The sequence below is a fragment of the Rhizobium sp. Leaf306 genome, assembly GCF_001423425.1.
Taxonomy (GTDB): Bacteria; Pseudomonadota; Alphaproteobacteria; order Rhizobiales; family Rhizobiaceae; genus Neorhizobium; species Neorhizobium soli.
Window position 1 is genome coordinate 1,144,271 of record NZ_LMNX01000002.1, and the last position, 24,879, is coordinate 1,169,149.

The 24,879-nt window shown below is 59.7% G+C and carries 29 protein-coding genes; 8 read left to right on the top strand and 21 right to left on the bottom strand.

All coding sequences use genetic code 11. From position 1 onward, the window contains the following. Positions 1-177 precede the first annotated feature (177 nt). Complete coding sequence (locus tag ASG19_RS13305; protein ID WP_244476156.1) at positions 178-1,578, top strand: DUF882 domain-containing protein; 1,401 nt, start codon at positions 178-180, stop codon at positions 1,576-1,578. A 223-nt stretch (positions 1,579-1,801) separates the two neighbouring features. Here the strand turns inward: ASG19_RS13305 and ASG19_RS13310 are convergent, their stop codons facing one another. Beyond that, positions 1,802-2,428: an outer membrane protein gene (locus tag ASG19_RS13310; RefSeq protein ID WP_062457663.1), complete on the bottom strand. Its 627-nt coding sequence runs from the start codon at positions 2,426-2,428 to the stop codon at positions 1,802-1,804. A 302-nt stretch (positions 2,429-2,730) separates the two neighbouring features. On the opposite strand from ASG19_RS13310, the gene ASG19_RS13315 reads away from it, so the two are divergent. The 3 genes from ASG19_RS13315 (at position 2,731) to ASG19_RS13325 (ending at position 4,671) form a co-directional block, all read left to right on the top strand. Continuing rightward, the gene (locus ASG19_RS13315; protein ID WP_062457666.1) at positions 2,731-2,949 is read left to right on the top strand and encodes a hypothetical protein; all 219 of its coding nucleotides are present in this window, start codon (positions 2,731-2,733) and stop codon (positions 2,947-2,949) included. Positions 2,950-3,031: 82 nt separating this feature from the next. Beyond that, on the top strand, positions 3,032-4,036 hold the full coding sequence (locus tag ASG19_RS13320; protein ID WP_062457669.1) for a 2-dehydropantoate 2-reductase: 1,005 nt from the start codon (positions 3,032-3,034) through the stop codon (positions 4,034-4,036). Between the two features lie 314 nt (positions 4,037-4,350). Further along, the gene (locus ASG19_RS13325) at positions 4,351-4,671 is read left to right on the top strand and encodes a DUF1883 domain-containing protein (protein ID WP_062457672.1); all 321 of its coding nucleotides are present in this window, start codon (positions 4,351-4,353) and stop codon (positions 4,669-4,671) included. Between the two features lie 3 nt (positions 4,672-4,674). Here the strand turns inward: ASG19_RS13325 and ASG19_RS13330 are convergent, their stop codons facing one another. Together ASG19_RS13330 and ASG19_RS13335 are read right to left on the bottom strand one after the other, a co-directional pair. Further along, positions 4,675-5,991: a replication-associated recombination protein A gene (locus tag ASG19_RS13330; RefSeq protein WP_062457675.1), complete on the bottom strand. Its 1,317-nt coding sequence runs from the start codon at positions 5,989-5,991 to the stop codon at positions 4,675-4,677. Between the two features lie 13 nt (positions 5,992-6,004). Next, a complete protein-coding gene (locus ASG19_RS13335; protein WP_062457678.1) occupies positions 6,005-7,432 on the bottom strand; it encodes a DegQ family serine endoprotease in 1,428 nt (475 codons plus the stop codon). 313 nt (positions 7,433-7,745) lie between these two features. Here ASG19_RS13335 and ASG19_RS13340 point away from each other — a divergent pair, with 313 nt between their 5' ends. Beyond that, positions 7,746-8,111, top strand: a complete 366-nt coding sequence (locus ASG19_RS13340) for a hypothetical protein (protein WP_062457681.1) — start codon at positions 7,746-7,748, stop codon at positions 8,109-8,111. Between the two features lie 108 nt (positions 8,112-8,219). Here the strand turns inward: ASG19_RS13340 and ilvD are convergent, their stop codons facing one another. Beyond that, positions 8,220-10,055: a dihydroxy-acid dehydratase gene (ilvD, locus tag ASG19_RS13345; protein ID WP_062457685.1), complete on the bottom strand. Its 1,836-nt coding sequence runs from the start codon at positions 10,053-10,055 to the stop codon at positions 8,220-8,222. A gap of 269 nt (positions 10,056-10,324) precedes the next feature. Beyond that, a complete protein-coding gene (locus ASG19_RS13350) occupies positions 10,325-10,747 on the bottom strand; it encodes a DUF4112 domain-containing protein (protein ID WP_062457688.1) in 423 nt (140 codons plus the stop codon). Between the two features lie 190 nt (positions 10,748-10,937). On the opposite strand from ASG19_RS13350, the gene msrP reads away from it, so the two are divergent. Together msrP and msrQ are read left to right on the top strand one after the other, a co-directional pair. Further along, positions 10,938-11,885: a protein-methionine-sulfoxide reductase catalytic subunit MsrP gene (gene msrP / locus ASG19_RS13355; protein ID WP_062457691.1), complete on the top strand. Its 948-nt coding sequence runs from the start codon at positions 10,938-10,940 to the stop codon at positions 11,883-11,885. Positions 11,886-11,887: 2 nt separating this feature from the next. After that, positions 11,888-12,535: a protein-methionine-sulfoxide reductase heme-binding subunit MsrQ gene (gene msrQ, locus ASG19_RS13360; protein ID WP_062457694.1), complete on the top strand. Its 648-nt coding sequence runs from the start codon at positions 11,888-11,890 to the stop codon at positions 12,533-12,535. Between the two features lie 9 nt (positions 12,536-12,544). Here the strand turns inward: msrQ and ASG19_RS13365 are convergent, their stop codons facing one another. The 3 genes from ASG19_RS13365 to ASG19_RS13375 all read right to left on the bottom strand — a co-directional run bounded on the left by ASG19_RS13365 (position 12,545) and on the right by ASG19_RS13375 (position 15,600). Further along, a complete protein-coding gene (locus ASG19_RS13365; protein ID WP_062457697.1) occupies positions 12,545-12,925 on the bottom strand; it encodes a DUF779 domain-containing protein in 381 nt (126 codons plus the stop codon). 80 nt (positions 12,926-13,005) lie between these two features. Next, positions 13,006-14,514, bottom strand: coding sequence for an aldehyde dehydrogenase (gene adh / locus ASG19_RS13370; protein ID WP_062457700.1), 1,509 nt, complete (start codon positions 14,512-14,514; stop codon positions 13,006-13,008). Positions 14,515-14,646: 132 nt separating this feature from the next. Beyond that, a complete protein-coding gene (locus tag ASG19_RS13375) occupies positions 14,647-15,600 on the bottom strand; it encodes a helix-turn-helix domain-containing protein (protein ID WP_062457703.1) in 954 nt (317 codons plus the stop codon). 170 nt (positions 15,601-15,770) lie between these two features. Here ASG19_RS13375 and ASG19_RS13380 point away from each other — a divergent pair, with 170 nt between their 5' ends. Continuing rightward, positions 15,771-16,643, top strand: coding sequence for a DUF817 domain-containing protein (locus ASG19_RS13380; RefSeq protein WP_062457705.1), 873 nt, complete (start codon positions 15,771-15,773; stop codon positions 16,641-16,643). Here ASG19_RS13380 and ASG19_RS13385 read toward each other — a convergent pair. From ASG19_RS13385 to rpsH, 13 genes are all read right to left on the bottom strand, one after another. Next, positions 16,615-17,028 (bottom strand): DUF2809 domain-containing protein, encoded by a 414-nt coding sequence (locus ASG19_RS13385; RefSeq protein ID WP_062457709.1) that lies wholly within the window; start codon positions 17,026-17,028, stop codon positions 16,615-16,617. The genes ASG19_RS13380 and ASG19_RS13385 overlap by 29 nt on opposite strands. 85 nt (positions 17,029-17,113) lie before the next feature. Beyond that, positions 17,114-17,539: a 50S ribosomal protein L17 gene (rplQ, locus tag ASG19_RS13390; RefSeq protein ID WP_062457711.1), complete on the bottom strand. Its 426-nt coding sequence runs from the start codon at positions 17,537-17,539 to the stop codon at positions 17,114-17,116. 46 nt (positions 17,540-17,585) lie between these two features. Continuing rightward, positions 17,586-18,596 carry a DNA-directed RNA polymerase subunit alpha gene (locus tag ASG19_RS13395; RefSeq protein WP_062457714.1) on the bottom strand — a complete coding sequence of 337 codons (1,011 nt, stop codon included), beginning with the start codon at positions 18,594-18,596 and terminating at the stop codon, positions 17,586-17,588. 174 nt (positions 18,597-18,770) lie between these two features. After that, on the bottom strand, positions 18,771-19,160 hold the full coding sequence (gene rpsK / locus ASG19_RS13400; RefSeq protein ID WP_007766864.1) for a 30S ribosomal protein S11: 390 nt from the start codon (positions 19,158-19,160) through the stop codon (positions 18,771-18,773). A 115-nt stretch (positions 19,161-19,275) separates the two neighbouring features. Beyond that, complete coding sequence (gene rpsM / locus ASG19_RS13405) at positions 19,276-19,644, bottom strand: 30S ribosomal protein S13 (RefSeq protein ID WP_062457717.1); 369 nt, start codon at positions 19,642-19,644, stop codon at positions 19,276-19,278. Between the two features lie 243 nt (positions 19,645-19,887). Continuing rightward, positions 19,888-20,538, bottom strand: a complete 651-nt coding sequence (locus ASG19_RS13410) for an adenylate kinase (protein ID WP_062457720.1) — start codon at positions 20,536-20,538, stop codon at positions 19,888-19,890. Continuing rightward, entirely contained in the window at positions 20,535-21,875 is a 1,341-nt protein-coding gene (gene secY / locus ASG19_RS13415; RefSeq protein ID WP_062457722.1) for a preprotein translocase subunit SecY, read from the bottom strand. Before secY ends, ASG19_RS13410 begins: the two co-directional genes overlap by 4 nt. A 230-nt stretch (positions 21,876-22,105) precedes the next feature. Continuing rightward, the gene (gene rplO, locus ASG19_RS13420; protein WP_062457725.1) at positions 22,106-22,585 is read right to left on the bottom strand and encodes a 50S ribosomal protein L15; all 480 of its coding nucleotides are present in this window, start codon (positions 22,583-22,585) and stop codon (positions 22,106-22,108) included. 16 nt (positions 22,586-22,601) lie between these two features. Then, positions 22,602-22,811, bottom strand: a complete 210-nt coding sequence (gene rpmD / locus ASG19_RS13425; RefSeq protein ID WP_062457727.1) for a 50S ribosomal protein L30 — start codon at positions 22,809-22,811, stop codon at positions 22,602-22,604. A gap of 14 nt (positions 22,812-22,825) precedes the next feature. Next, positions 22,826-23,395 carry a 30S ribosomal protein S5 gene (gene rpsE, locus ASG19_RS13430; RefSeq protein ID WP_062457730.1) on the bottom strand — a complete coding sequence of 190 codons (570 nt, stop codon included), beginning with the start codon at positions 23,393-23,395 and terminating at the stop codon, positions 22,826-22,828. Between the two features lie 125 nt (positions 23,396-23,520). Beyond that, the gene (gene rplR / locus ASG19_RS13435) at positions 23,521-23,883 is read right to left on the bottom strand and encodes a 50S ribosomal protein L18 (protein WP_062457734.1); all 363 of its coding nucleotides are present in this window, start codon (positions 23,881-23,883) and stop codon (positions 23,521-23,523) included. A 12-nt stretch (positions 23,884-23,895) separates the two neighbouring features. Beyond that, positions 23,896-24,429 carry a 50S ribosomal protein L6 gene (gene rplF, locus ASG19_RS13440; protein WP_062457738.1) on the bottom strand — a complete coding sequence of 178 codons (534 nt, stop codon included), beginning with the start codon at positions 24,427-24,429 and terminating at the stop codon, positions 23,896-23,898. 42 nt (positions 24,430-24,471) lie between these two features. Then, positions 24,472-24,870: a 30S ribosomal protein S8 gene (rpsH, locus tag ASG19_RS13445; protein WP_062457741.1), complete on the bottom strand. Its 399-nt coding sequence runs from the start codon at positions 24,868-24,870 to the stop codon at positions 24,472-24,474. Between the last annotated feature and the right edge of the window lie 9 nt (positions 24,871-24,879).

Sequence of the window (24,879 nt, forward strand, 5' to 3'; positions counted from 1 at the left end):
ACCTGCAATCCGGTTTGACGCTAGCGCGGCCCACCCCACTTCACAAAGCCGTGTCACCGCACTTCGCCTTGCGGGCATCAACCTCCCGTTAGCTTTTCGTTGACCATAATGGTCCCGTATTCGCCGGGCTGCGGTTTTCGCATCCCGCTGTCACAGTTTGCGTAAAGCGGGTTTGTCGTGTCCCAGTCTCTGTCGATTAAGTCTGTACCCGGTGCTGCACGCGCACTTGTGAACCTCGCCTCGCAAGCGGCCGGCAAGGCTGCACGGTCTGCGGGCGCAGCCGGGCTTGCGGTGGCGGCTCTGTTGGGATCGGCGTCGTTTGCCTTTGCCGAGGATCGGTCTCTCAAGCTCTATTTCACCCATACGGGCGAAAAGGCGACGATTACCTACAAGCGTGACGGCAGGCTGGATCAGAAGGGTCTTGCCCAGATGAACCGGTTCCTGCGCGACTGGCGCCGCAACGAGACGGCGCGAATGGATCCGAACCTGCTCGATCTCGTCTGGGAGATCTACGAGCGTTCCGGCACCAACAATTACATCCACGTCGTTTCGGCCTATCGTTCGCCTGCCACCAACAACATGCTGCGCGGTCGCTCACGCTCCACCGGGGTTGCGCGCAAGAGCCAGCATATGCTTGGCAAGGCGATCGATCTCTACATTCCCGGCGTCAAGCTTTCGACGCTGCGGGCCATCGCAGTTCAGATCCAGGGCGGCGGCGTCGGTTATTACCCGACATCCGGCTCGCCCTTCCTGCATGTGGATGTCGGCAATGTCCGGGCCTGGCCACGACTGTCGCGGCAGGAGCTGGCGCGTATCTTCCCGAACGGCAGAACCATTCATGTTCCCGCCGACGGAAGACCGCTCCAGGGCTATAGCGTCGCGATGGCCGACCTCAAACGCCGTGGCAGCGGCAAGTCGATCGCTATTGCGCGTGCGACCATAGATATCGAGGCCGACGATGATGCAGGTGCCGGAAAACGGGTCGGCAGCGGCCTGATCACCGCGATGCTGCCAACACCACGCAGCCGCGCGCTTGCAGCACTCGACGAGCAGACGACGCCACGGCCATCGGCGCGTGCGACGGTTGCCGTGGCGCCGGTACCCGCCTTTGCCGATCTGGCATCTCTCGCAATCCCGGCCCCGGGCCTGCGTCCGGCGGCTGCAACCGCGTCATCGGCTCCTGCCGCCGTCATCGAAACCGCCTCGCTTGGTCCGGCACCGACGGCCGCATCGGCGTCCGCGCTCGCAAACAGCATGCCGATGCTGCCGCGCCCTGCACCGGGCTTCGTACCCGCCCTCGCCCTTGCTGCGCCGGCGAAAGGACTTCCAGAACCAAGACACTCGCTGGCATCGCTGCCGATCACCGGGCCGCGAATCGATCCGGAAGACGAGTTCGATGGCGAAGACGTTTTGATCTCCTGGGCGATTTCGCCCCCCGGCGCATCGACCGGAATGACCGCGCCGCTCGTCGTCGGCCGCACGCTGACGGATCTGACTGCCAAGCCGGACAGTGCCGAGCCTCTGCCGCTCGGTATCGCCGAAGAGTTCGATCACAGCCGGTTCTGGTCGGACGGCTGATCGGCCACCGGTTCAGACCCATCGTTTTCATAGCGATTATGAAAAAGGCCCGCGATTGCGGGCCTTTTGAGTTTATGTAATGAGCGATGGGGCAGAAGCTGTGGCTCGCAGCGTTTCCCGACAGACATCGATAGGCAAACCGTTGAGGCGGCTAAGCCCAGATCCCCAACGAAAAAAGGCCCGCGTGAGCGAGCCTTTTCCGTTCCGGGTGTGACCGGATTAATCAGAACCTGTAGTTCACGCCAGCGGTAACCGAGTGGTCGTGAACGTCCTTACGGGTTTCGACGCCCTGGTAGGAGCTCTTGACGTTGTCGGTCATGACATAGTTGTACTCGACGCGGGCCGAGATGTTGCCGGTCAGCTTCTGCTCGATGCCGGCACCCAGCAGGAGGCCAGGCTTCCAGCCGTCTGGGCCGGTAACATTGTCACCATCGCGATACTTCGTCATGGCAAGACCGGTCGTGCCGTAAAGCAGCGTCTGGTCGAGCGGAACACCAGCCTTGACCTTGGCGGCCATGCGATGACGCTCGGACAGCTTGCCGCCGCGGGCCTTCACGTCGGCATCGCCGAGATAGGAGTAATCGAGTTCGCCACCAACGATAGCGCCGCCCAGGTCGTGGTTGTAGCCGCCGTGAACGCCGAGGTTGAGGCCCTTGCCGCTGGCAAACGGGTTGATCCTCGGCGACGTTACACCGCCGTGTCCACCGACATAAGCACCTGACCAACCGGCCGGTTCGCTCGCAGGTTCGCTGTAGGCGGGCGCCTCATAGGCGCTGGTGAGATCCGCAGCCATAACGGGGCTGGCGGCAAAGGCGGCGACGAGCGCCAGGGCAAGTGTCTTCTGGGTCATTGCGTTTACTCCATACAAAGCCTGCAAGTGGCGGATGCGCAGGCGATACAACCGGCTGAAAGCCGCGGGACGATCCAGGCAACCCAGCCCAGATAGCGAGGACAATCCCGCACCGTATTGCGATTTATTTTCACGAATTCATAAACGCATCGTTAACTGCGACCGTTCGCAACGACCTTTGTGCGATATCTTCAGATCACGATATCGGGATGCCAGAAAGCCCGCAAAATCGACGTTTTTTGGGAACCTTTTCGGGGGTCGTTAAATTGGATAGATTCGACCATCACAAAGGAGAACCGCACATGCTGACGAATACCGCACGGCAGTCCGTCCCGTCGCCGGAGGAGAATGTTCTGACCGTCCAGGAAGCGCTCGAGCCGCTGTTTCTTGCGCTTGAGGAAGAGGCGGAAGTAAGGATGATTGCAGCGGCCCTGAAGGCCGGCTGGACCGCAGAAGAGGCTGTCACAGCAATCGACGAACTGCGAATGAACGAACTGCTGCCGAACAACCCCTCGCACTAGGACCGGCCGAAATTATCGGTCGCCTCGCTTCTACCGCTCCCCTACACTGCTTCCGACTTACGTCGGAATGCAGCGAGGACAGATGACGTTCAGAAAAATTTGCGTATATGGCGCGGGCGCGCTCGGAAGTGCATTTGCCGCAAAGATAGCGGCGGGATCAGGAGCCGACACGGAGCTGTCGGTTGTGGCGCGAGGCGCACAGCTTAAGGCAATCCGAGAGAACGGGTTAAACGTCGTTTATGAAGACACGGGCATCGATCCGGTCCGCGTACGGGTTACCGCGACGGATGATCCGTTCAGTCTGCCTCCACAGGATCTTATCATTACCGGTTTGAAGGGCCATCAGCTCGCAGCCGCAACAGATGGTCTAGCGGCACTGCTTGGCGAAAGCACGCGCGTCGTGATGATCCTGAACGGAATTCCCTGGTGGTATTTCCATGGGGACATGGAAAGCGGCTTTGGAGGCCGGCAAATCCCCGAGCTCGACGCAGACAGTTGCATCTGGAACGCCATCGGTCCGGAACGCGTGATCGGTTGCGTCGCGTATCAAGGTGCGGAAATCATCGAACCCGGCAAGACACGCCTGAACGGCAAAGGCCACTTCTTTCTCGGAGAACCCAGCGGCGAGATGTCCGGCGAACTGTCGTCGATCGTGGACCTTTTCCAGCGCTGCGATCTCGATGCCAAGGCAACGCCGCGGATCAGAGACGAGATCTGGGCGAAGCTTCGTGGCAACGCCGCCTTCAATCCCATCAGCGCCCTCACCCGCGCCTTGATGATCGACATGATGTCAAACCCGGATATCGCCGAAATCGTTCGGAAAATCATCAACGAGGTTCAGGCCGTCGGCACCGCCTTTGGTGCGAGGTTCACCCAGACGGCCGATGAAATGTTTGCGAGAGCGCAAGGTTTCGGGCCAGTAAAAACCTCGATGCTTCAGGATCTACTTGCGGGCAAGGCGCTGGAGATCGTGCCGTTGACGGGCATGGTCGTGTCGCTCGGAAAACTGGCCGGCGTGCCGACGCCCGTGTGCGAAACCATCTTTGCGCTGACCGCCCAACTGGACCGCCAGCACCTCACAAACTGAATCAAATCGCTCTCGACCTGAGTCCGGAAATTGCTTCAAGTCTTTGTAGAGACAGCTTTTTACGAAACCGAAAAAAGAAAAGTCCCGCTGCGGGGAACAGCGGGACCAGGTAGATTGGAGGTCAAATATTTTGTCGTTTTTGGGCGACGCGGGGGGAAACATCGCCTTGCTTTATCTGTCTTGCCAGCGGGCTGGTGGCTCAGCGCGTCGGCATCATGCTTAAATAACACCCAGGAACGCAGTAGGTTCCATAGATCTTTAACCGGGTGTCTGTAGGATTGTTGTACCCATATACTGGCATGAATGAGGCAAGCATGGCAGGTCCGAATTTTCGCTACACGCATTATGATCTCAAACCGCAGCGCGCCGGCACAATCATTGAAGTCACGCTCAATGGCGTGAACAACGTCCGCCTGATGACTGCTGCGAACTACCAGCGGTTTACGGAACAACTCGATTTCAAGTTCGTCGGCGGCGTTGCGAAGAAATCGCCACTGCGGATCGCCGTTCCGGAAAACGGCCACTGGCATCTGGTGGTGGATATGGAAGGGCATCATGCTCTGGCCGAGTCCTCGGTGAGGCTCGTCGCGGCACCGGGTCAGGCGCAGAAACCAGGCATCGCCAGGGCTTCCTGAGGCTTAGCTGCCGCCGCGCTCCTTGCGCAGTTTTGACCACCAGTCGAGACGCTTTCTGATGTCACGCTCGAAGCCGCGCTCCGGCGGATCGTAATAGGTCTGGCGGCCCATTTTTTCCGGGAAGTAGTTCTGGCCTGAAAATGCGTCGGGCTCGTCGTGGTCGTAACGATACCCGTCATTATAGCCCTCTGCCTTCATCAGCTTGGTCGGGGCATTGAGGATATGCTTGGGTGGCAGAAGCGAGCCGTTTTCCTTGGCAGCCCGGGTCGCCGCCTTAAAGGCCATATAGACCGCATTCGATTTCGGAGCCGTCGCCAGGTAGACGCAGGCCTGGGCCAGCGCAAGCTCCCCTTCCGGCGATCCGAGATAGTCATAGGCATCCTTGGCGGCATTGCACACGACAAGCGCCTGCGGGTCGGCAAGGCCTATGTCCTCCACCGCCATCCGGACCAGACGTCGGCCGAGATAGAGCGGGTCCTCGCCGGCATCGAACATCCTCGCGAGGTAATAAAGTGCGGCATCGGGATCCGAGCCCCGCACCGACTTGTGGAGCGCGGAGATGAGATTGTAGTGGCCGTCCTGTGCCTTGTCGTAGACAGGGGCGCGGCGCTGGACGATCTCGGTGAGACCGACGGTGTCGAACACCTCACCCGTCCTTGCCGCACGCCAGATTTCCTCGGCGAGCGTCAGAACCGCACGGCCGTCTCCGTCCGCCATCCGGATCAGGCTTGCACGCGCGCCGTCGTCGAGCGGCAGCGGCTTTGCCTCCACCTGTTCTGCGCGTTCCAAGAGTTCGCTGAGACTGTCCTCGTCGTGACTGCGGAAAGTCAGAACCCGGGCACGCGACAAGAGAGCGGCGTTGAGTTCGAAACTGGGGTTCTCGGTGGTCGCACCGACGAGGATCACTGTACCGTCTTCCATGACGGGCAGGAAACTGTCCTGCTGGGCGCGGTTGAAGCGATGGATCTCGTCGACGAAGAGAAGCGTCTGCCGGCCCTGCATGCGTCTAAGGCGGGCCGATTCGAACACTTTCTTCAGATCCGCGACGCCGGAAAAGATCGCTGAAATCTGCTCAAAAGCGAGCCCCGCCTCGCCTGACAGCAACCGGGCGACGGTCGTCTTGCCGGTACCGGGCGGCCCCCAGAAGATCATCGATCCAAGCGAGCCAGAATCGATCATGCGACGAAGCACACCATCGTCACCCGTCAGATGAGCCTGACCTGTCACCTCCGAAAGCGTCTTCGGCCGCAACCGGTCGGCAAGCGGCCGCCGGCCGGCGACCTCTTCTGGGACTTTCGGTGCAAACAGGTCGTCGCTCATCAGCCCTTACCGTTCATCGGAAGAACTGCCGGATACGCTGGCCCTTGCGTTCGATCTCGACCCGCCAGAACCCCGGATCGGTGCGCAGCATCTTTTCCATGACAGTCGTCGAAGCGACCGCCTCGCCGTTCAGCGAGACGACGATGTCCTGTGGCTGGAAGCCGAGACGACCGGCAGGCGAGCCGCGCGAGACGTCGGTGACGACGACGCCGCTCTTGTCTGTGGGCATGCGCAGTTCCGTGGCGAGTTTCGGTGACAGGTTGGCAATCCGAAGGCCCGCGAAGGGATTGCGGCCTTCCAGCACCCGCTCGTCGCGCGGCGTGCTTTCCGGCGCGGAATTGAGCGCAAGCTGGAGGTCGCGCATGCCGTCCGGGGTCTGGACCGTCAATTTGGCTCCCTTGCCAAGGCCAGCCGTCGTCAGCCGGTAGCCGAGCGCATCGGGATGCTCGACGGGAATGCCATTGACGGCTGTCACGACTTCGCCGGGCTTCAATCCTGCCTTGTCGGCCGGACCGCCTTCGACGACACGCGAGACCAGCGCGCCGCGGGCGGCCTTCAAGCCGAGCGCTTCGGCGACGTCAGAGGTCACGGCATCGAAGGTCGCGCCGACATAGGGGCGGTCGAAGACCGACTTGCCTTCGGAGGCAGCGGAGAGGAAGACTTTCACGAGATTTGCCGGAATGGCAAAGCCGATCCCGTTCGATCCACCGCCGCGCGAGAAGATCGCGGTGTTGATGCCGATCAGTTCGCCATTCATGTTCATCAGCGCGCCGCCGGAGTTACCGGGGTTGATCGACGCGTCGGTCTGGATGAAGAAGCCGAAATCACCCGACGACACCTGGTTGCGGGCAAGCGCCGAAACGATACCGCTGGTGACTGTCTGGCCGACACCAAACGGATTGCCGATCGCGAGCACCAGATCACCGACCTCTGTGCGGTCCGAATCGGCCAGCGGCAGGACCGGGAAATTTTCCTTTGCCTTAATCCGCAACACGGCCAGATCGACGCTCTCGTCCTTCAGGACGAGTTCGCAGGGAAACTCCCGGCCGTCCGCCAAGGCGATCTTGATATCATCAGCGCCTTCTATGACGTGATTGTTGGTAACGACAAGACCGTCGCCGGAGAGAATGACACCGGAACCGAGCGAAGACTGCTTTTCCGAACGGTTCGGCATGCGCTGGCCGAAGAACTGCTCGAAGAAGGGGTCGCCGGAAAACAGGTTCGGGCGCTGCACGACGCGCTCGGCATAGACGTTGACGACGGCACCGGAGGTTTGCTTGACCAGCGGCGAGAACGAAAGCTGCATTTCCTGCCGGCTTTGCGGCACCGTCTTCTGGTCCTGCGCATAGGCGCCAGCGGGGGCCAATGCCGCGAGCAGGACGACGCTGAGCGAGAGCTGCCTGAGATGCCGTTCGAACGGTCGCTTGAGCGTGCTGGACATGTGATTCCTCTTACAAATTGCTGGATGACGTTGTAGCGCCGCAAGCGGCAAAAGAAAGGTGCCCGGAACCCGATGACGCGTCCTTGCGACCGCGTATATGGGTATCTGGCACAGGCAGGGAAAGACGGTACCCGACAAAGCCCGCGGGCGGGTGTTGCTGCTTCCAGCTGATCCGCAAAAAGCATCGGCTTTTCAGCACGATCCTATCCTCCATCATCCTTGCTATCTCGCGCATGTGCATCATGTTTGTCCTTGGGAGTTTACGATGCCGTTTGGGATCGGCTCCAGAGACTGCACACAGGAGCGTTCCAGCATGAAAACCATATTCGCGGCCACCGGCGTGGCTGCACTTGTCCTGAGCGCCGGCCTTTCCCTTGCCCCTCGCCCGGCAGCGGCGGCGAGCTTCGATTGCGAGAAGACCGATCTGGTCGCCGACGAGAAGGTGATCTGCGACACACGCACGCTGAACGATGCCGATGTGAAGATGGTCACCACATTCGACATCCTGACCAGCCTGCTCGCCATGGGCAATCGCGACCAGCTGCGCCAGGAACAAAGCGACTGGTTGAAGAAGCGTCGGGCTTGCGAGGCAGACGTCCAATGCCTGACGACGGCCTATGCGGAGCGGATGAAGCAGTTGCAGGAAGCGTTTAGCGGACTGAGCAAAGAGCCGCTTTAGTCCTTAAGCGACGTTCACTGGAAACGATAAAAGACAAAGGCCTCGGTGTTGTGCACCGAGGCCTTTGTCTTTGAGATCTCTGTCTGCGGGGTTGGTTCGACCAGAGACTTACTCAGGCAGAATCCGGACCGCGCCCTTGTCCGCACTCGACGCAAATGCCGCATAGGCCTTGAGAGCCGTCGTGACGTTGCGCTTGCGGGGTGCTGACGGCTTCCAGCCGAGTGCGTCCTGCTCGTGGCGACGCGCCGAGAGTTCAGCGTCCGACACCGCCAGATGGATTGTCCGGTTCGGAATATCGATCTCGATCATATCGCCCTGGCGGACAAGTCCGATCGCGCCACCCTGGGCTGCTTCCGGGGAAGCGTGACCGATGGAAAGGCCGGATGTACCGCCGGAGAAGCGACCGTCGGTGATCAGCGCGCAGGCCTTGCCGAGGCCCTTCGACTTCAGATAGCTGGTCGGATAGAGCATTTCCTGCATGCCCGGTCCGCCCTTTGGACCTTCGTAGCGGATGACGACGACATCGCCGGCCTTCACCTCGTTGCTGAGGATCGCCTTGACGGACGCATCCTGGCTTTCGAAGACGACAGCGGGACCGCTGAACTTCAGGATCGACTCATCGACGCCCGCGGTCTTCACGATGCAGCCGTCGGCCGCGATATTGCCGTAGAGAACCGCCAGGCCGCCATCCTTGGAGAAGGGATTTTCAACCGAGCGGATGATGCCCGTGTCGCTATCCGTATCGAGCTCGTCCCAACGCGAAGACTGGCTGAACGCGACCTGAGTGGGAACGCCTCCGGGTGCTGCCTTGAAGAAATCGCGGACGCTCTCGGAATTGGTGCGAGTGATGTCCCAGCGGTCGATCGCATCGCCGAGCGTTGCTTCGTGAACCGTGTAGCAGTCTCGGTTGATCAGGCCGCCGCGCTCCAACTCGCCCAGGATACGCATGATGCCGCCGGCGCGGTGAACGTCTTCCATGTGGACATCGCTCTTGGCAGGCGCGACCTTGGACAGGCACGGCACCTTGCGCGACAGCTTATCGATATCCTCCATGCCGAAATCGACGCCGCCCTCATAGGCAGCCGCCAGGATGTGGAGAACCGTATTGGTCGAGCCGCCCATCGCGATATCGAGCGACATGGCGTTTTCGAACGCCTCCTTGGTGGCGATATTGCGCGGCAGGACCCGTTCGTCATCCTGCTCGTAGTAACGGCGCGCGATATCGACGATCAGGTGACCGGCTTCGACGAACAGTCGACGGCGATCCGAATGGGTGGCGAGCGTCGAGCCATTGCCGGGCAGCGACAGGCCGAGCGCCTCGGTCAGGCAGTTCATCGAGTTGGCGGTGAACATGCCGGAGCACGAGCCGCAGGTTGGACAGGCGGCCTTTTCGATGGCGGTGACGTCTTCGTCCGACATCTTGTCGTCGGCGGCGGCAACCATGGCATCGACGAGGTCGAGCGCAACGGTCTTGCCGTGCAGGACGACCTTGCCGGCCTCCATCGGGCCACCGGAGACGAAGACGGCCGGGATGTTCAGGCGCATGGCAGCATTCAGCATGCCGGGCGTGATCTTGTCGCAGTTGGAGATGCAGACCATGGCGTCGGCACAGTGGGCGTTGACCATGTACTCGACCGAGTCGGCGATGATCTCGCGCGATGGCAGCGAGTACAGCATGCCGTCGTGGCCCATGGCGATGCCGTCATCGACCGCGATCGTGTTGAACTCTTTGGCGACGCCGCCGGCTGCCTCGATTTCGCGGGCGACCAGCTGGCCGAGATCCTTGAGGTGGACGTGGCCCGGCACGAACTGCGTGAAGGAATTGACCACCGCGATGATCGGCTTGCCGAAATCGCCGTCCTTCATGCCGGTGGCGCGCCAGAGGCCGCGCGCGCCAGCCATGTTGCGGCCGTGGGTCGTGGTTCTTGAACGATAGACAGGCATGATGTTTCCTCGATCGCGTTCAGCCGTTGCTATTTACCGCGTTGGATCACGCGGCGCAAAGGACCTTGTTTTCTCCGTCCTACTGCAGGCTAAAGCCAGTGTCACTACCAATGGGGCGAAAAACAGTACGGTACGGTACGGTTCTCACCAGCGCGGTAAAAATTTGCCCAGCGATGTAGGCGAGGTCGAAGTTTCATAGCGGTTCTGCTTCGGCGTGGCGCTTGAGGAGTGAGGCAACGTCACCGTCCCTCACCCTCTTCTCGTGTCCGCTATCGCTTCGCGCGGAGGTCGTCCGCCGTCACACCGAAATGGTCGAGAACGATGTTGAGGTTGCGGCGGTGCGACTTGAAGAAGACGTCGAACAGATCACCGGCCAGCGGCACGCTGCCGACGACAGAATCGACCGCAAGGTTGCCGATCATCTTTGCAAGCTTGTCGTTCGGCACACCCATGCGGCGGGCCTCGTTGACGATATAGAGGCCAATCAATGCGCCCCCGGCATCGCCCACGAGCGGAACAAGGCCCATGATGGAATCGGCACCAAACCGAAACCGGGTGCCGGGAATACCGATCGCCGTATCCATCATACGGGCGACGCCGTGGATACGCCGCAAACGCCGCAGTCGATCGATCCGGCCCGCATCGGTTTCCGTGAAGCGTTCGCTGGCAGCATCCCAGGTTTTCGTCGCCATACTCACTATCCTTGATTAATGTCAAAGCTGAAATGAGCATGCGATTTCCCGGTTCAAGGCTTACCGTATGTTTCAACGCTAATTCTTTCACGCAAACGTGGTTTAATGCCTTTCCTCCGCCTCTGTGAAACCAAACCTGTCGGCGGTACGTATAAGCACAGGATAGGCTTTTGCCTGAAGGAGATCCGCCATGCCCGCATTTCGCCCACCCCACATTTCGCCGACTGAGATCACGCCGCGCGACATCTATCTGTCGCGCCGGAATTTCGTGGGCACCGTCGCCGCGGGCGCCGGCCTTTCAGTCCTTGGAGGCTCAAGCGCATTCGCTGCGGCTCTCAGCGCATCGCCCGGCCCCTACAAGCTGGACGAAAAGCTGACGCCTAAAGAAGCCGTCACCACCTACAACAATTTCTACGAGTTCGGCGTCGGCAAGGAAGATCCCTCGCAGAATTCCGGTGCGTTCAAACCGACACCCTGGACCGTCAAGGTCGAGGGCATGGTGGGCAAGCCGAAGGAATTCGGTCTCGACGAGATCCTCAAGATGAAGCTCGAGGAGCGGAGATACCGCATGCGCTGCGTCGAAGGCTGGTCGATGGTGATCCCGTGGATCGGTTTCCCCCTGGCGGCGATCCTCGACCAGGTCGAGCCGCTTGGCAGCGCGAAATACGTGGCGTTCGAGACGGTCGTGCGTCCCGAGGAAATGCCCGGCCAAGGCGGTCTCTTCCAGGCTCTACCCTGGCCTTATGTCGAAGGCCTGCGCCTTGACGAAGCGCGCCATCCGCTGACCATTCTCGCTGTCGGTCTCTACGGCGAAACGCTGCCCAACCAGAACGGTGCGCCGATCCGGCTCGTGGTGCCGTGGAAGTATGGGTTCAAGGGGATCAAGTCGATCGTCAAGATCAAGCTGGTCGAAGAGCAGCCACAGACCACCTGGAAGAATTCGAACGCCCGGGAATACGGTTTCTATTCCAACGTCAATCCGGCCGTCGACCATCCGCGCTGGAGTCAGGCGACCGAACAGCGGATCGGCGAAGGCGGCTTCTTCGGAACCAAGCGCGTCGATACCCTGCCCTTCAACGGCTATGCGAACGAAGTGGCGAGCCTCTATACCGGCATGGACCTGAAAGCGAACTACTGACCATGCTCTCGATCCCAGCCCTGCCCCGCCGATACCATGCCGCCAGCATCTGGGCACTTTACGTCGTGGGGCTTTGTCCCGCGGCGTGGTACTTCTATCAGGCCGCGACGGGCGGGCTGGGTTTCAATCCGGTCAAGACGTTCGAGCACCTGATCGGCATCTGGGCGTTGCGTTTCATCATCCTGACGCTCGCCGTCACGCCCCTTCGCGATATTCTCGGGATCAACTGGATCCGCTATCGCCGTGCGCTAGGGCTGCTCGCCTTCTATTACGTCGTGTTCCATTTCAGCGTCTATCTTCTGCTCGATCTGCAGCTGAACTTCGGCGCTGTTGGCAGCGATATCGTGCGGCGCCCCTATATCACAATCGGCTTTGCCTGCCTGCTGCTGCTGATCCCGCTTGCGGTGACATCCAACAACTGGTCGATCCGCAAGCTCGGACAGACCTGGGTGAAAATGCACAAGCTGATCTATCTCGTGGCACTGGGCGGCGCGCTCCACTATGTGCTCGCGGTGAAGTCGGTGACGCTCGTTCCGTTTATCCATATCGCAGCGATCGGGCTGCTGCTCGCCTACCGGCCGCTGAGGAAGCCGTTCCTCAACTGGAAGCGCGGCAAGACCCGTCCGGCACGTCCCGCCACCACGACATAGTGGGCGGCGTCAACGTATGGCAGGTATCGCGCAGGCCTCACCGCCGCCGAATAGTCGTGACCGGGTGAGGAAGCGCTTTTCACGCCCATTGTCGAGCGAGAACATGCCGCCCCTACCGGGCACGACATCGATAATCAGCTGTGTGTGCTTCCAGGCCTCGAACTGGCTCCCGCTGATATAGACCGGCACGCCGCCGATTTCGCCCAGCTTCACGTCGTGGTCGGCAAGCATGAAATCGCCCTTCGGATAGCACATGGGTGACGACCCGTCGCAGCAGCCGCCTGATTGGTGGAACAGGATGTCCGGGTGGTCCGCCTGGATCTCGGCAATGAAGTTCAGCGCGGAATCCGTGGCCGTGACGCGCGGTTCGCCGTTGATTGTCGCATCCATCATGTCATTCCTGTTCGCATCGAGACATTGAAAAGGCTCCCGACCCTGCAGCCGGGAGCCCATGCTTGGGTTGAGATCGATCAGAAGAACCCGAGCTTCTTCGGGCTGTAGCTCACCAGCATGTTCTTGGTCTGCTGGTAGTGGTCGAGCATCATCTTGTGGTTTTCGCGACCAATCCCGGACTGTTTGTACCCGCCGAATGCCGCATGCGCGGGATAGGCGTGATAGCAATTTGTCCAGACGCGGCCGGCCTGGATCTCCCGGCCGAAGCGGTAGGCGCGGTTGCCGTCGCGGGTCCACACGCCGGCGCCGAGCCCGTACAGCGTATCGTTGGCGATCTCCAGCGCCTGCTTTTCGTCCTTGAAGGTCGTTACCGACACTACCGGTCCGAAGATCTCCTCCTGGAAGATCCGCATCTTGTTGTGGCCCTTGAAGATCGTCGGCTTGATGTAGTAGCCGTTCGCCAATTCCCCGCCGAGATCGTTCTTGACGCCGCCAGTCAGCACTTCCGCGCCTTCCTGCTTGCCGATGTCGAGATAGGACAGGATCTTTTCCATCTGCTCCGAGGATGCCTGCGCGCCAATCATGGTCGAGCTATCGAGCGGGTTGCCCTGCGTGATGGCTTCGACGCGTTTGACCGCCCGCTCCATGAAACGACCGTAAACCGATTCCTGGATCAGTGCGCGGCTGGGGCAGGTGCAGACTTCGCCCTGGTTCAGCGCGAACATCGCAAAGCCTTCCAGCGCCTTGTCGAGGAAATCGTCGTCTTCATTCATCACATCGGCGAAGAAGATGTTCGGCGACTTGCCGCCAAGTTCGAGCGTGACAGGGATAAGGTTTTGGCTGGCATATTGCATGATCAGCCGCCCCGTCGTGGTCTCTCCGGTAAAGGCGATCTTGGCGATCCGGTTGCTGGTCGCAAGCGGTTTCCCGGCTTCGAGACCGAAACCATTGACGATATTCAGCACGCCGGGTGGCAGGAGGTCACCGACGAGTTCCGCCCAGACCAGAAGCGAGGCCGGTGTCTGCTCAGCCGGTTTGATGACGACGCAGTTGCCGGCGGCAAGCGCCGGTGCAAGCTTCCACGCGGCCATCAGAATCGGGAAATTCCACGGAATGATCTGGCCGACAACGCCAAGCGGTTCGTGGAAGTGATAGGCGACCGTATCGTGGTCGATTTCACTGATCGAACCTTCCTGGGCACGGATGCAGGATGCGAAATAGCGGAAGTGATCGATGGCGAGCGGGATGTCGGCGGCCATTGTCTCGCGGATCGGCTTGCCGTTGTCCCAGGTTTCGGCCTGCGCCAGAACTTCCAGCTTGTCTTCCATCCGCTGGGCGATCTTCATCAGGATGTTCGAGCGGTCAGCCGGCGCCATGCGGCCCCATTTTTCCTTGGCGGCGTGGGCAGCGTCGAGCGCCGCATTGACATCCTTTTCGTCAGACCGCGGGATCTCGCAGATCTTGCCGCCGGTGATCGGCGTGACGTTGTCGAAATACTTGCCGCTGATCGGTTCTTTCCACTCACCGCCGATATAGTTGCCGTATTTGAGCTTGAACGGTGACTCAACGATTTTCTGATGCAGCATGTCATCCTCCCATGATGAACAGGTTCAAAGCGAACCCGATGGAACAGAATCTGCGCTTCTGGCGTGGTGAAAACAGGCCTCACCCGCGATACCGCGATGCACTCTGTCGCAAGTCTGCGACAAAACTCCCCGTCATTGAATGCCAAATCGCTTCATCTTGCGATGCAGGGTGGAACGGCTGACGCCGAGCACCTGGGCTGCCAGCGAGACGTTGCCGTGGACACGAGACAACGCCCGAAGAAGCGCCGAGCGCTCGGCATCGCACAGCAGTTCTCGCGCATCCCGGCTCGATTCGTGAAGCAGATCGGAGGCCGGGATCCCTTCCGCAATCCGATCGTCGTCCAGACGCAGCGCCGATCGCGCAGCCCGCGTGGCACCGATCACAAGGTCGTCGCGATCTACAGCCAGGAGCGCCATTGGAGATCCCGTCTCACTCGGCACCATCACGAAGCGGGCACCTTGAAACGCGTTTCGGAACAGGTTCAGCTCGATCCGGGATGCCGCCTCACGCACCGTCTGCGACAGGATGGCGATCGTGCCTTCGTTTGCGTCACTTCGGCACGTCGAGACATCGAGCGCGCCGGCCAGAACTCCACGGTGATCACGAATGGGCGCAGTCGTGCAGCTCAGATCGATATTGGATGCAAAGAAGTGCTGGTCGCGGATGATCGATATCGGCCGGTCGTCGGCGATTGCGGTGCCTATCCCGTTGGTGCCGATACTCTCCTCGGTCCAGACCGAGCCGGTCCAGAGGCCGAGCGCACGAAAATCCTTGTCGTCGCCCGCTGCGCCGCGACGGTCAAGCGCGATACCTTTGCTGTCGGTCATCAGGATGCAGCAGCCGGCGCGACCGACGACCAAGAACAGCCGGTCGAGCTCGTCCCTCGCCTGCCCGATAAGACGCTCCGACTGTTTTCGGGCGACGTCCAGTTCCTGCTCTGTCACCCGCTCCGGCATCCGCCGGTCCTCTGGCGCCAAGTGATGCATGGTCATGCAGCGGCGCCAGGACGCGACTACAGCTGAACTCGCGACAGGGGAACTGGCCGACGCGTAGACTTGGTCGGCATGGGAAACAGGGTCATGCATCGGGCTCCTCCCACCAAATGCGTCACGGCTCGATTGTCGCTAAAAAAACGGGATGTGGCAACAGCGATATAGGGAGCTTCAGTCATTCGGCGGGCCGGTCAGCCTGCCATCCCCCGGACTTGACAGTCACAGTCGCCGCAGGCTTCAGTCCGTGCAGCGGAGATGTTTTGATGACACCAGAATCGACTGTGGACGGCGGACGACTATCCCTGCTGGATGTCTATCTTTGCAACCAGCGGCCTTTTGGAGAAATCCACGGTATCACGCGTTTCGTCATCGAGTTTCTCTACTTCGGCATCAAAGAAGCGCGGGCCTGCCTGTTCGCCGGCCTGTTTTTTGTGTCGATCTTCATCGTTCCGCGAACGGGCGTGCTCGGCATCCCGCGCTACGACGTTCTGCTAATCATCGCGCTCGCCATCCAGTCCCTGATGATCTGGAGCAAGCTGGAAACCTGGGATGAGGCAAAAGCGATCGGCCTTTTCCACGTGGTTGGCTTTGCGCTCGAAGTGTTCAAAACCTCCGGCAGCATCCAGTCATGGTCCTACCCTGACTTCGCCTATACGAAAGTGCTGGGCGTACCGCTGTTTTCCGGCTTCATGTATGCCGCCGTGGGGAGCTACATCATCCAGGCCTGGCGGCTTTTCGATCTGCGGATCCACCACCATCCCAGCTACTGGATGGCCGGCTTGATCGCGATTGCAATCTACGCGAATTTCTTCACTCACCATTTCATCGGTGACTACCGCTGGTACATCGCCGCCTGCGCGCTCGGCCTTTACGCCCGCACCACCGTCACCTACCGGCCCTACGATCGCGACAGACGGATGCCACTCCTGATCGCCTTCGTGCTGATCGGCTTTTTTATCTGGCTGGCGGAGAACATCTCGACCTTTTTCGGGATCTGGCAATATCCGAACCAGATCGGGGCGTGGTCGGTCGTGCATCTTGGGAAATGGAGTTCGTGGTCCCTGCTGGTGGTGATGACATTCACGATCGTTGCGAATCTCAAGCATATCAAACAGAAGATCTACGTCCCCGTTTGAGGCCCCACGCCTCGACAAATGCGGCAGTCCCGATACCGAAAGCGTAAGCTGCGATATTCCACAGGGAAAACACCCGTCCGAGCAACAGTTTGCCGGCCGTCGTCAGTCGAAACGCATCCAACTCGGGCGGGTGAAAGAGCCTTGAGAATTCGACGATAAGGGCGATGAGGAATGCCGCAAAGGCGAGCCTGCCGATGTTCACCGATGCGGTCAGCGTGGCCAACGCAAGAAACACCATCGCACCCCAGAGAACTGACCCACCGTATTTCACGACAAAGAAGGAAAGACCGAGATCGTAACCGAAGCGGCGCAGCAGAAGCCCCGCGGAGATCACAAGCAGCGTGGCGAGGCAGCGCTGAACGCGTATGGATCGTGGTGCAGTCATGCTCGAGCCCGCCCCCTCATTTCCCAAAAGAAAAGGCCGGGCGTTTCCACCCGGCCTTTTCGAAAAGTGCGATCCTGGGATCGAATTATGCGGCTTCGGCAGTTTCTGCTTCAGCAGCAACGCGAGCCTTGTCGGCTGCGCCCTTGGCATCGACGTCGCGCTCGACGAATTCGATGACAGCCATCGGAGCGTTGTCGCCCTGACGATAGCCGGCCTTCATGATGCGCAGGTAGCCGCCGTTGCGGGTTGCGTAACGCGAAGCGATGGCATCGAACAGCTTGCGAACAGCGTCCTGATCCTGGATCTGCGAGATCGCCTGACGACGAGCGTGCAGGTCGCCGCGCTTGCCGAGAGTGACGAGCTTTTCGACGATCGGGCGAATTTCTTTCGCCTTCGGCAGGGTTGTTACGATCTGCTCATGGGTGATGAGCGAAGCCGCCATGTTGGCAAACATGGCTTTGCGGTGGCTTGCGGTGCGGTTGAGCTTACGGCCCGAATTTCCGTGACGCATGGTGTGTCTCCTTCACTTGCAGGCATTCGCCTGCAGTCTGATCCTGTTAGTATTGGTCTTCGTAACGCTTTGCGAGATCTTCAATGTTTTCCGGCGGCCATGCAGGAACTTCCATACCAAGATGGAGGCCCATGGATGCCAGAACTTCCTTGATCTCGTTCAGCGACTTGCGACCGAAATTCGGAGTGCGGAGCATCTCGGCTTCGGTCTTCTGGATGAGGTCGCCGATATAGACGATGTTGTCGTTCTTCAGGCAGTTGGCCGAACGGACGGAAAGTTCCAGTTCGTCGACCTTCTTGAGGAGTGCCGGGTTGAACGCGAGTTCGGTGACGGCTTCCTCTTCTGCTTCCTTCTGCGGTTCGTCGAAGTTGACGAAGACCGACAGCTGGTCCTGAAGGATACGAGCGGCGAAGGCTACGGCGTCTTCACCCGAGACCGAACCATCGGTTTCGATGGTCATGGTCAGCTTGTCATAGTCGAGAACCTGGCCTTCACGGGTGTTTTCCACCTTGTAGGACACTTTCTTGACCGGGGAATACAGGCTGTCGACCGGGATGAGACCGATCGGAGCGTCTTCCGCACGGTTACGATCGGCAGGAACGTAGCCCTTGCCGTTGTTGACCGTGAATTCCATACGGATCTCCGCACCCTCGTCGAGCGTGCAGATCACGTGGTCGGGGTTGAGGATCTCGATATCGCCAACCGTCTGAATGTCGCCGGCGGTAACGGAGCCCGGGCCCTGCTTGCGCACGACCATGCGCTTGGAATCGTCACCATCCATCTTGATGGCGATTTCCTTGATGTTCAGCACGATGTCCGTCACATCTTCCCGAACGCCGGGGATGGAGGAGAATTCGTGCAGAACGCCGTCGATCTGCACTGCGGTAACAGCAGCACCGCGCAGCGACGACAAAAGTACGCGACGAAGCGCGTTGCCGAGCGTCAGGCCGAAGCCGCGCTCGAGAGGCTCAGCAACAAGCGTTGCCTTTGTACGGCCGGAAGAGGAAAACTCCACCTTGTTCGGCTTAATCAGTTCCTGCCAGTTCTTCTGGATCATGACCTACTACCTTCCGTTCGTTACCACCATCCAATCGTGGTAACCGAGCACGAGGAACACCGGAAATACCCTTCCGGCTATACGGTGAAAGCCGCCTCGACTCTTTCAGGAGACGGAGCGGCTATTACCGGGTTCAGATGAAGATCGCTGCGAAGCGAGCTCCAAAAACGTCCATTAGACGCGGCGCTTCTTGCGCGGGCGGCAACCGTTGTGCGGGATCGGGGTCACGTCGCGGATCGAGGTGATCATGAAGCCGGCAGCCTGCAGAGCGCGCAAAGCCGATTCGCGACCGGAACCCGGACCGCAAACTTCAACTTCGAGCGACTTCATGCCGTGCTCCTGGGCCTTCTTGGCGCAGTCTTCGGCAGCGATCTGAGCGGCGAACGGGGTCGACTTGCGCGAACCCTTGAAGCCCTTTGCACCAGCAGACGACCAGGCAATAGCATTGCCCTGTGCGTCGGTGATGGTGATCATGGTGTTATTGAACGTCGAGTTGACGTGCGCAACGCCCGACGTAATATTTTTGCGTTCGCGGCGGCGTACGCGTGTGGCTTCCTTGGCCATGGTATTCCTTTCGTTGATCTCTGCACCGCCGTAATGCCAGCGGCTCCACCTCAGATCAGACAGTCACGAAAAAGCAACCAGGAGCCCTGCCCGCTTTGCGACTATCGATCCAAAATTACTTCTTCTTACCAGCAATCGCCTTTGCCGGACCCTTGCGGGTGCGGGCATTGGTGTGCGTGCGCTGACCGCGGACCGGAAGGCCACGGCGGTGACGCAGGCCGCGATAGCAGCCGAGGTCCATGAGGCGCTTGATGTTCATCGCGGTTTCGCGACGAAGATCACCTTCGACGCGATAATCGCGGTCGATGGTTTCGCGGATCTGAAGGACTTCCGAGTCGGTCAGCTGATGGACGCGCTTTTCAGCGGCAAGACCAACCTTCTCCATGATTTCCTGTGCGAATTTCGGGCCGATCCCGTGAATGTAGGTCAGCGCGATGACAACGCGCTTCGCAGTCGGGATGTTGACGCCAGCGATACGTGCCACGTCTATTCTCCTTGCGTTCCGGTTGCCATCCGGCAAGCGGTACTTCTTCCATGAAAGCGACCTTTGGATACGGTCGCCAGTTCAAACTTCATACGAGACAGGCAAAATGATCGCCCCGGATGTCCTTGCGGGAATCCGCGCCGATCGCTGTAAAACTGTCGCGAGTTGGCGCGGTGTTTAGCGGAATCAGTGCTTGAATGCAACTGCTCCACCCCAAGATTCTTTAACCCATCCAAGACAGTCTCAGAGACTGGCAAGGATCTTTTCGATATCGGCCGTGACAGTATCCATCTCGGCCATGCCATCGACAACCTTGAGCTTGCCTTTGGCATAGTAGTAACCAATGAGCGGCGAGGTTTCCTTGTAGTAAACCTCGAGACGCTTGGTCATAGTCTCGGCGTTGTCGTCCGGCCGACGCTTGAAGTGGGTCGAGCCACACTTGTCGCACGTGCCATCCGACGAAGGCTTCTTATCCGAGTCGTGGTAGACCGTCCCGCACTGGGCGCAGGAATAGCGACCGGAGACGCGACGGACAAGCTCCTTATCGTCGACGCGAAGTTCAATCACGACGGAAAGATCGAGCCCCTTGGCAGACAGCATCGCCTCAGTGGCGTCCGCCTGCACGAGCGTGCGGGGAAAACCGTCAAGGATGAAACCGTTCGCGCAGTCGGGCGCGTCTATGCGCTCGGAGACGATCGCGTTGACGATCTCGTCAGAGACGAGATTGCCCGCATCCATGACTGCCTTGGCGCGCTTGCCGACTTCGGTCTCAGCTGCCACGGCTGCCCGCAGCATATCACCAGTGGAGAGCTGCGGAATGCCATGCTTCTCCACGATCCGCTGGGCTTGGGTCCCCTTGCCCGCGCCCGGCGGTCCTAAAAGAATCAGTCTCATCGTCCCCTCTTTCCACCGCGTAGTTTCGACTTCTTGATCAATCCCTCATACTGCTGCGCGATGAGGTGTCCCTGGATCTGCGCAACCGTATCAAGGGTTACACTGACCACGATCAAAAGCGAAGTACCACCAAGGGCTAACGGAACGCCCGTTCTGGCCACCAGGAATTCGGGAAGAATGCAGACCACGACGAGATAGATAGCGCCGACGACCGTGATTCGGGTCAGGACGTAATCGATATATTCCGCGGTACGCTCACCGGGACGGATGCCGGGAATGAAGCCGCCGTGCTTCTTCAGGTTATCAGCCGTATCCTTCGGGTTGAAGACGATGGCCGTGTAGAAGAAGGCGAAGAACGCGATCAGCATGGCGTAGAACAGCATAAACAGCGGCTGGCCGTGGCCAAGAGCTGCAATGATCCCCGTTGCCCAATCTGGCAGCTGTGAATTGCCGGCAAAGCCTGCAGCCGTTGCCGGCAGAAGCAGAAGCGAGGATGCAAAGATTGCCGGAATAACGCCCGCTGTATTGAGCTTCAGCGGAAGGTGCGAGGTATCGCCCTGGAACATGCGGTTGCCGACCTGACGCTTCGGATACTGGATCAGAAGCCGGCGCTGGGCGCGTTCAACAAACACGATCAGCGCAATGACGGCGATCGCGACGATGATAACGGTGAGAATCAGAGCCGTCGGCAGAGCACCGGTACGACCGAGTTCCATTGTGTTGGCGAGCGCGCCAGGAAGACCTGCGGCAATACCGGCAAAGATGATCAGCGAAATACCGTTGCCGATACCACGCGAGGTGATCTGCTCACCAAGCCACATCAGGAACATCGTGCCGCCAAGCAGCGTGACGACCGTTGAGAGCGTGAAGAACCAGCCCGGGTTGGACACGATGCCCTGACCGCTCGAAAGGCCGGCAGCGATGCCGTAGGCCTGAAGCGCGCCGAGAATCACGGTGCCGTAGCGAGTGTACTGGTTGATGATTTTGCGACCCGCCTCGCCTTCCTTCTTCAGGTTCTCGAGCGACGGGACGACCGAAGTCATCAGCTGCACGATAATCGAAGCGGAAATGTAAGGCATGATGCCGAGGGCGAAGATCGCCATGCGCTCGACAGCACCGCCGGAGAACATGTTGAAGAGGCCGAGAATGCCACCCGACTGACCGCTAAAGGCCTGCGCATAGGCTTCAGGGTTGAGACCTGGCAGCGGGATATGCGTGCCCAAGCGATAAACAAGAAGCGCTGCCAGCGTGAACCACAGGCGTTTCTTGAGATCTTCCGCCTTGGCGAAAGTTTTGAAATTCAGATTTGAGGCCAGTTGTTCAGCTGCAGAAGCCATGCAATTCTCCGCCCGACCCATCCCCCGGCGGCATGTGCCTTCCGGAACGCAGTCTTGATTCTGTTTTCAGAAAGCTGGGGGCGCGAGATGCTGTCGCAATCGCCTGCCTCACCCATTTTTCCGTCTGATCCCGGTAGCTGACCGGCCGGACTGCCTTGGGGATCGTGAGGCTCACATATGGACATAAAATCACCCGGTGTGAAGCTCACACCGGGTGATTTTCAAACGATTTATTCAGCGGCTGTTTCAGCAACCACGAGCAGCTTGATCGAGCCGCCCGACTTTTCGATCTTTTCGACGGCAGCCTTGGAGGCACCGGCGACTTCGATCGAAACCTTGGTTGTCAGTTCGCCGCCGGACAGGACGCGAACGCCGTCCTTGAGGCGACGGATGACGCCGGCAGCCTTGAGAGCTGCTGCGTCGACAGTCGCGTTTGCGTCGAGCTTGCCAGCATCGATCGCAGTCTGGATACGGCCGAGCGATACGGTTGCGTATTCAGATGCGAAGATGTTGTTGAAGCCGCGCTTCGGAAGACGACGGTAGATTGGCATCTGACCGCCTTCGAAGCCGTTGATCGAAACGCCTGAACGGGCCTTCTGACCCTTGACGCCGCGTCCACCGGTCTTGCCCTTGCCGGAACCGATACCGCGACCAACGCGGATACGGTCCTTCGAAGAGCCTTCGTTGTCCTTAATCTCATTCAGTTTCATGGTCAATTCCTCCGTCTCACTTCTCTTCGACGACGCGAACGAGATGCTGGACAGCACGGATCATGCCACGAACGGAAGGAGTATCTTCCAGAGTGCTGGTCCGATGCATCTTGTTGAGGCCAAGACCGATCAGCGTTGCGCGCTGTTCGGCCGGGCGGCGGATTGGGCTGCCGATCTGCTGAACGGTAACCGTCTTTGCTTCAGTCTTCTGCGTAGCCTTAGCCATGGTTCAGACTCCTCTTATTCTTCCGACGCATTGCCGGAAGCGGCGCGGCGCGACTGCAGGGTGGCATACTTGAGGCCACGCTGAGCTGCTACGTCCTTCGGATGCACCTGGTGCTTCAGAGCGTCGAACGTTGCGCGAACCATGTTGTATGGGTTCGACGAACCAGTCGACTTCGCAACAACGTCATGGACGCCGAGCGTTTCGAATACAGCGCGCATCGGGCCGCCGGCGATGATACCGGTACCAGCCTTGGCCGAGCGCAGCAGAACCTTGCCGGCGCCGTGACGACCATTGACGTCGTGATGCAACGTACGGCCGTCACGCAGCGGTACGAAGATCAGATCGCGCTTTGCAGATTCGGTTGCCTTGCGGATGGCTTCCGGCACTTCGCGTGCCTTGCCATGACCGAAGCCAACGCGACCCTTCTGGTCGCCGACGACGACGAGAGCAGCAAAACCGAAACGACGGCCGCCCTTGACGACCTTGGCGACGCGGTTGATCGCGACCAGCTTGTCGACAAATTCGCTATCGCGTTCTTCGCGGTTCTGGCGATCGTTGCCCGAACCTCTTCTTTCCTGTGCCATTGTCCTTTTCCTTTTTCTTTTGCGGGTGGAACGGCAGGTTGAGATTGTCCGGCGTACCGGACGTGATGCGGTAAAACCGCAAATCGCCCGGCCTCCCCTTCTTCAGGCAGACCGGGCGAAATTTCTTAGAAGCTCAGGCCGCCTTCGCGGGCAGCTTCAGCAAGAGCCTTGATGCGGCCGTGGTAGATGAATGCGCCGCGGTCGAACACGACTTCCGTCACGCCAGCCTTGGCAGCGCGCTCTGCAACCAACTTGCCAACGGCAGCAGCTGCTGCAACGTCCGCACCGGTCTTCAGCGACTTGCGCAGATCGACGTCGAGCGTGGAAGCGGCTGCAAGCGTGCGGCCGGCCACGTCGTCGATGACCTGAACGTAGATGTTTTTCGAGGAGCGGTGAACCGACAGACGCGGACGGCCATTTGCGACCTTCTTGATCTGACGGCGAACACGGCTCGCACGCTTTGTGAGTGCTTCTTTTCTGGTAGCCATGATCCCGCGTCCTTACTTCTTCTTGCCTTCCTTGCGGACGATCCGTTCCTCAGCGTACTTGACGCCTTTGCCCTTGTAGGGCTCTGGACCGCGGTATTCGCGGATTTCCGCTGCTACCTGACCGACCTGCTGTTTATTAATGCCGGAGACGATGATTTCCGTCGGCTTCGGCACGGCAATGGTGATGCCTTCCGGGGTCTGATAGACCACGTCGTGGCTGAAACCGAGAGCCAGCTGCAGGTTCTTGCCCTGCAGCGACGCGCGGTAACCAACGCCGTTGATTTCAAGCTTGCGCTCGAAACCGTCCTTCACACCCTTCAGGATGTTTTCGATCATCGTGCGGGACATGCCCCACTTCGAACGAGCATCCTTGGAATCGTTGACCGGAGTCACCGAAATGGCATTGTCTTTGATTTCAAGCTTGATTTCGTCGTTAGCGACGAAGAAAAGCTCGCCCTTCGGGCCCTTGGCAGTGACTTTCTGGCCATCAACCGAGGCCGTGATCCCTGCAGGAACCTGAACGGGCTTTTTACCGATACGAGACATTATTCAATCCTGTCTGTTCGCTAGGGAGATCCTTGCGCAGTCTTAGAAGACCGAGCAAAGAACCTCGCCGCCTACGTTCTGTTCGCGAGCCTGGTGATCGGCCATCACGCCCTTCGGAGTCGAAAGGATGGTGATGCCGAGGCCGTTCGCGACCTGAGGGATGGACTTGACCGAGACATAAACTCGGCGGCCCGGCTTGGACACGCGGCCGATCTCACGGATCACCGACGCGCCTTCGTAGTACTTCAGTTCGATTTCGATCTCGGCCTTGCCGTTGCCGAAATCGGTTTCAGTGTAACCGCGGATGTAGCCTTCAGCCTGCAGCACGTCGAGAACGCGAACGCGCAGCCTGGAGGCTGGCGTCGAAACGGTCGACTTGCGGCGGGAAGCGCCGTTGCGGATACGTGTGAGCATATCGCCCAAGGGATCAGTCATGGTCATCTAACGATC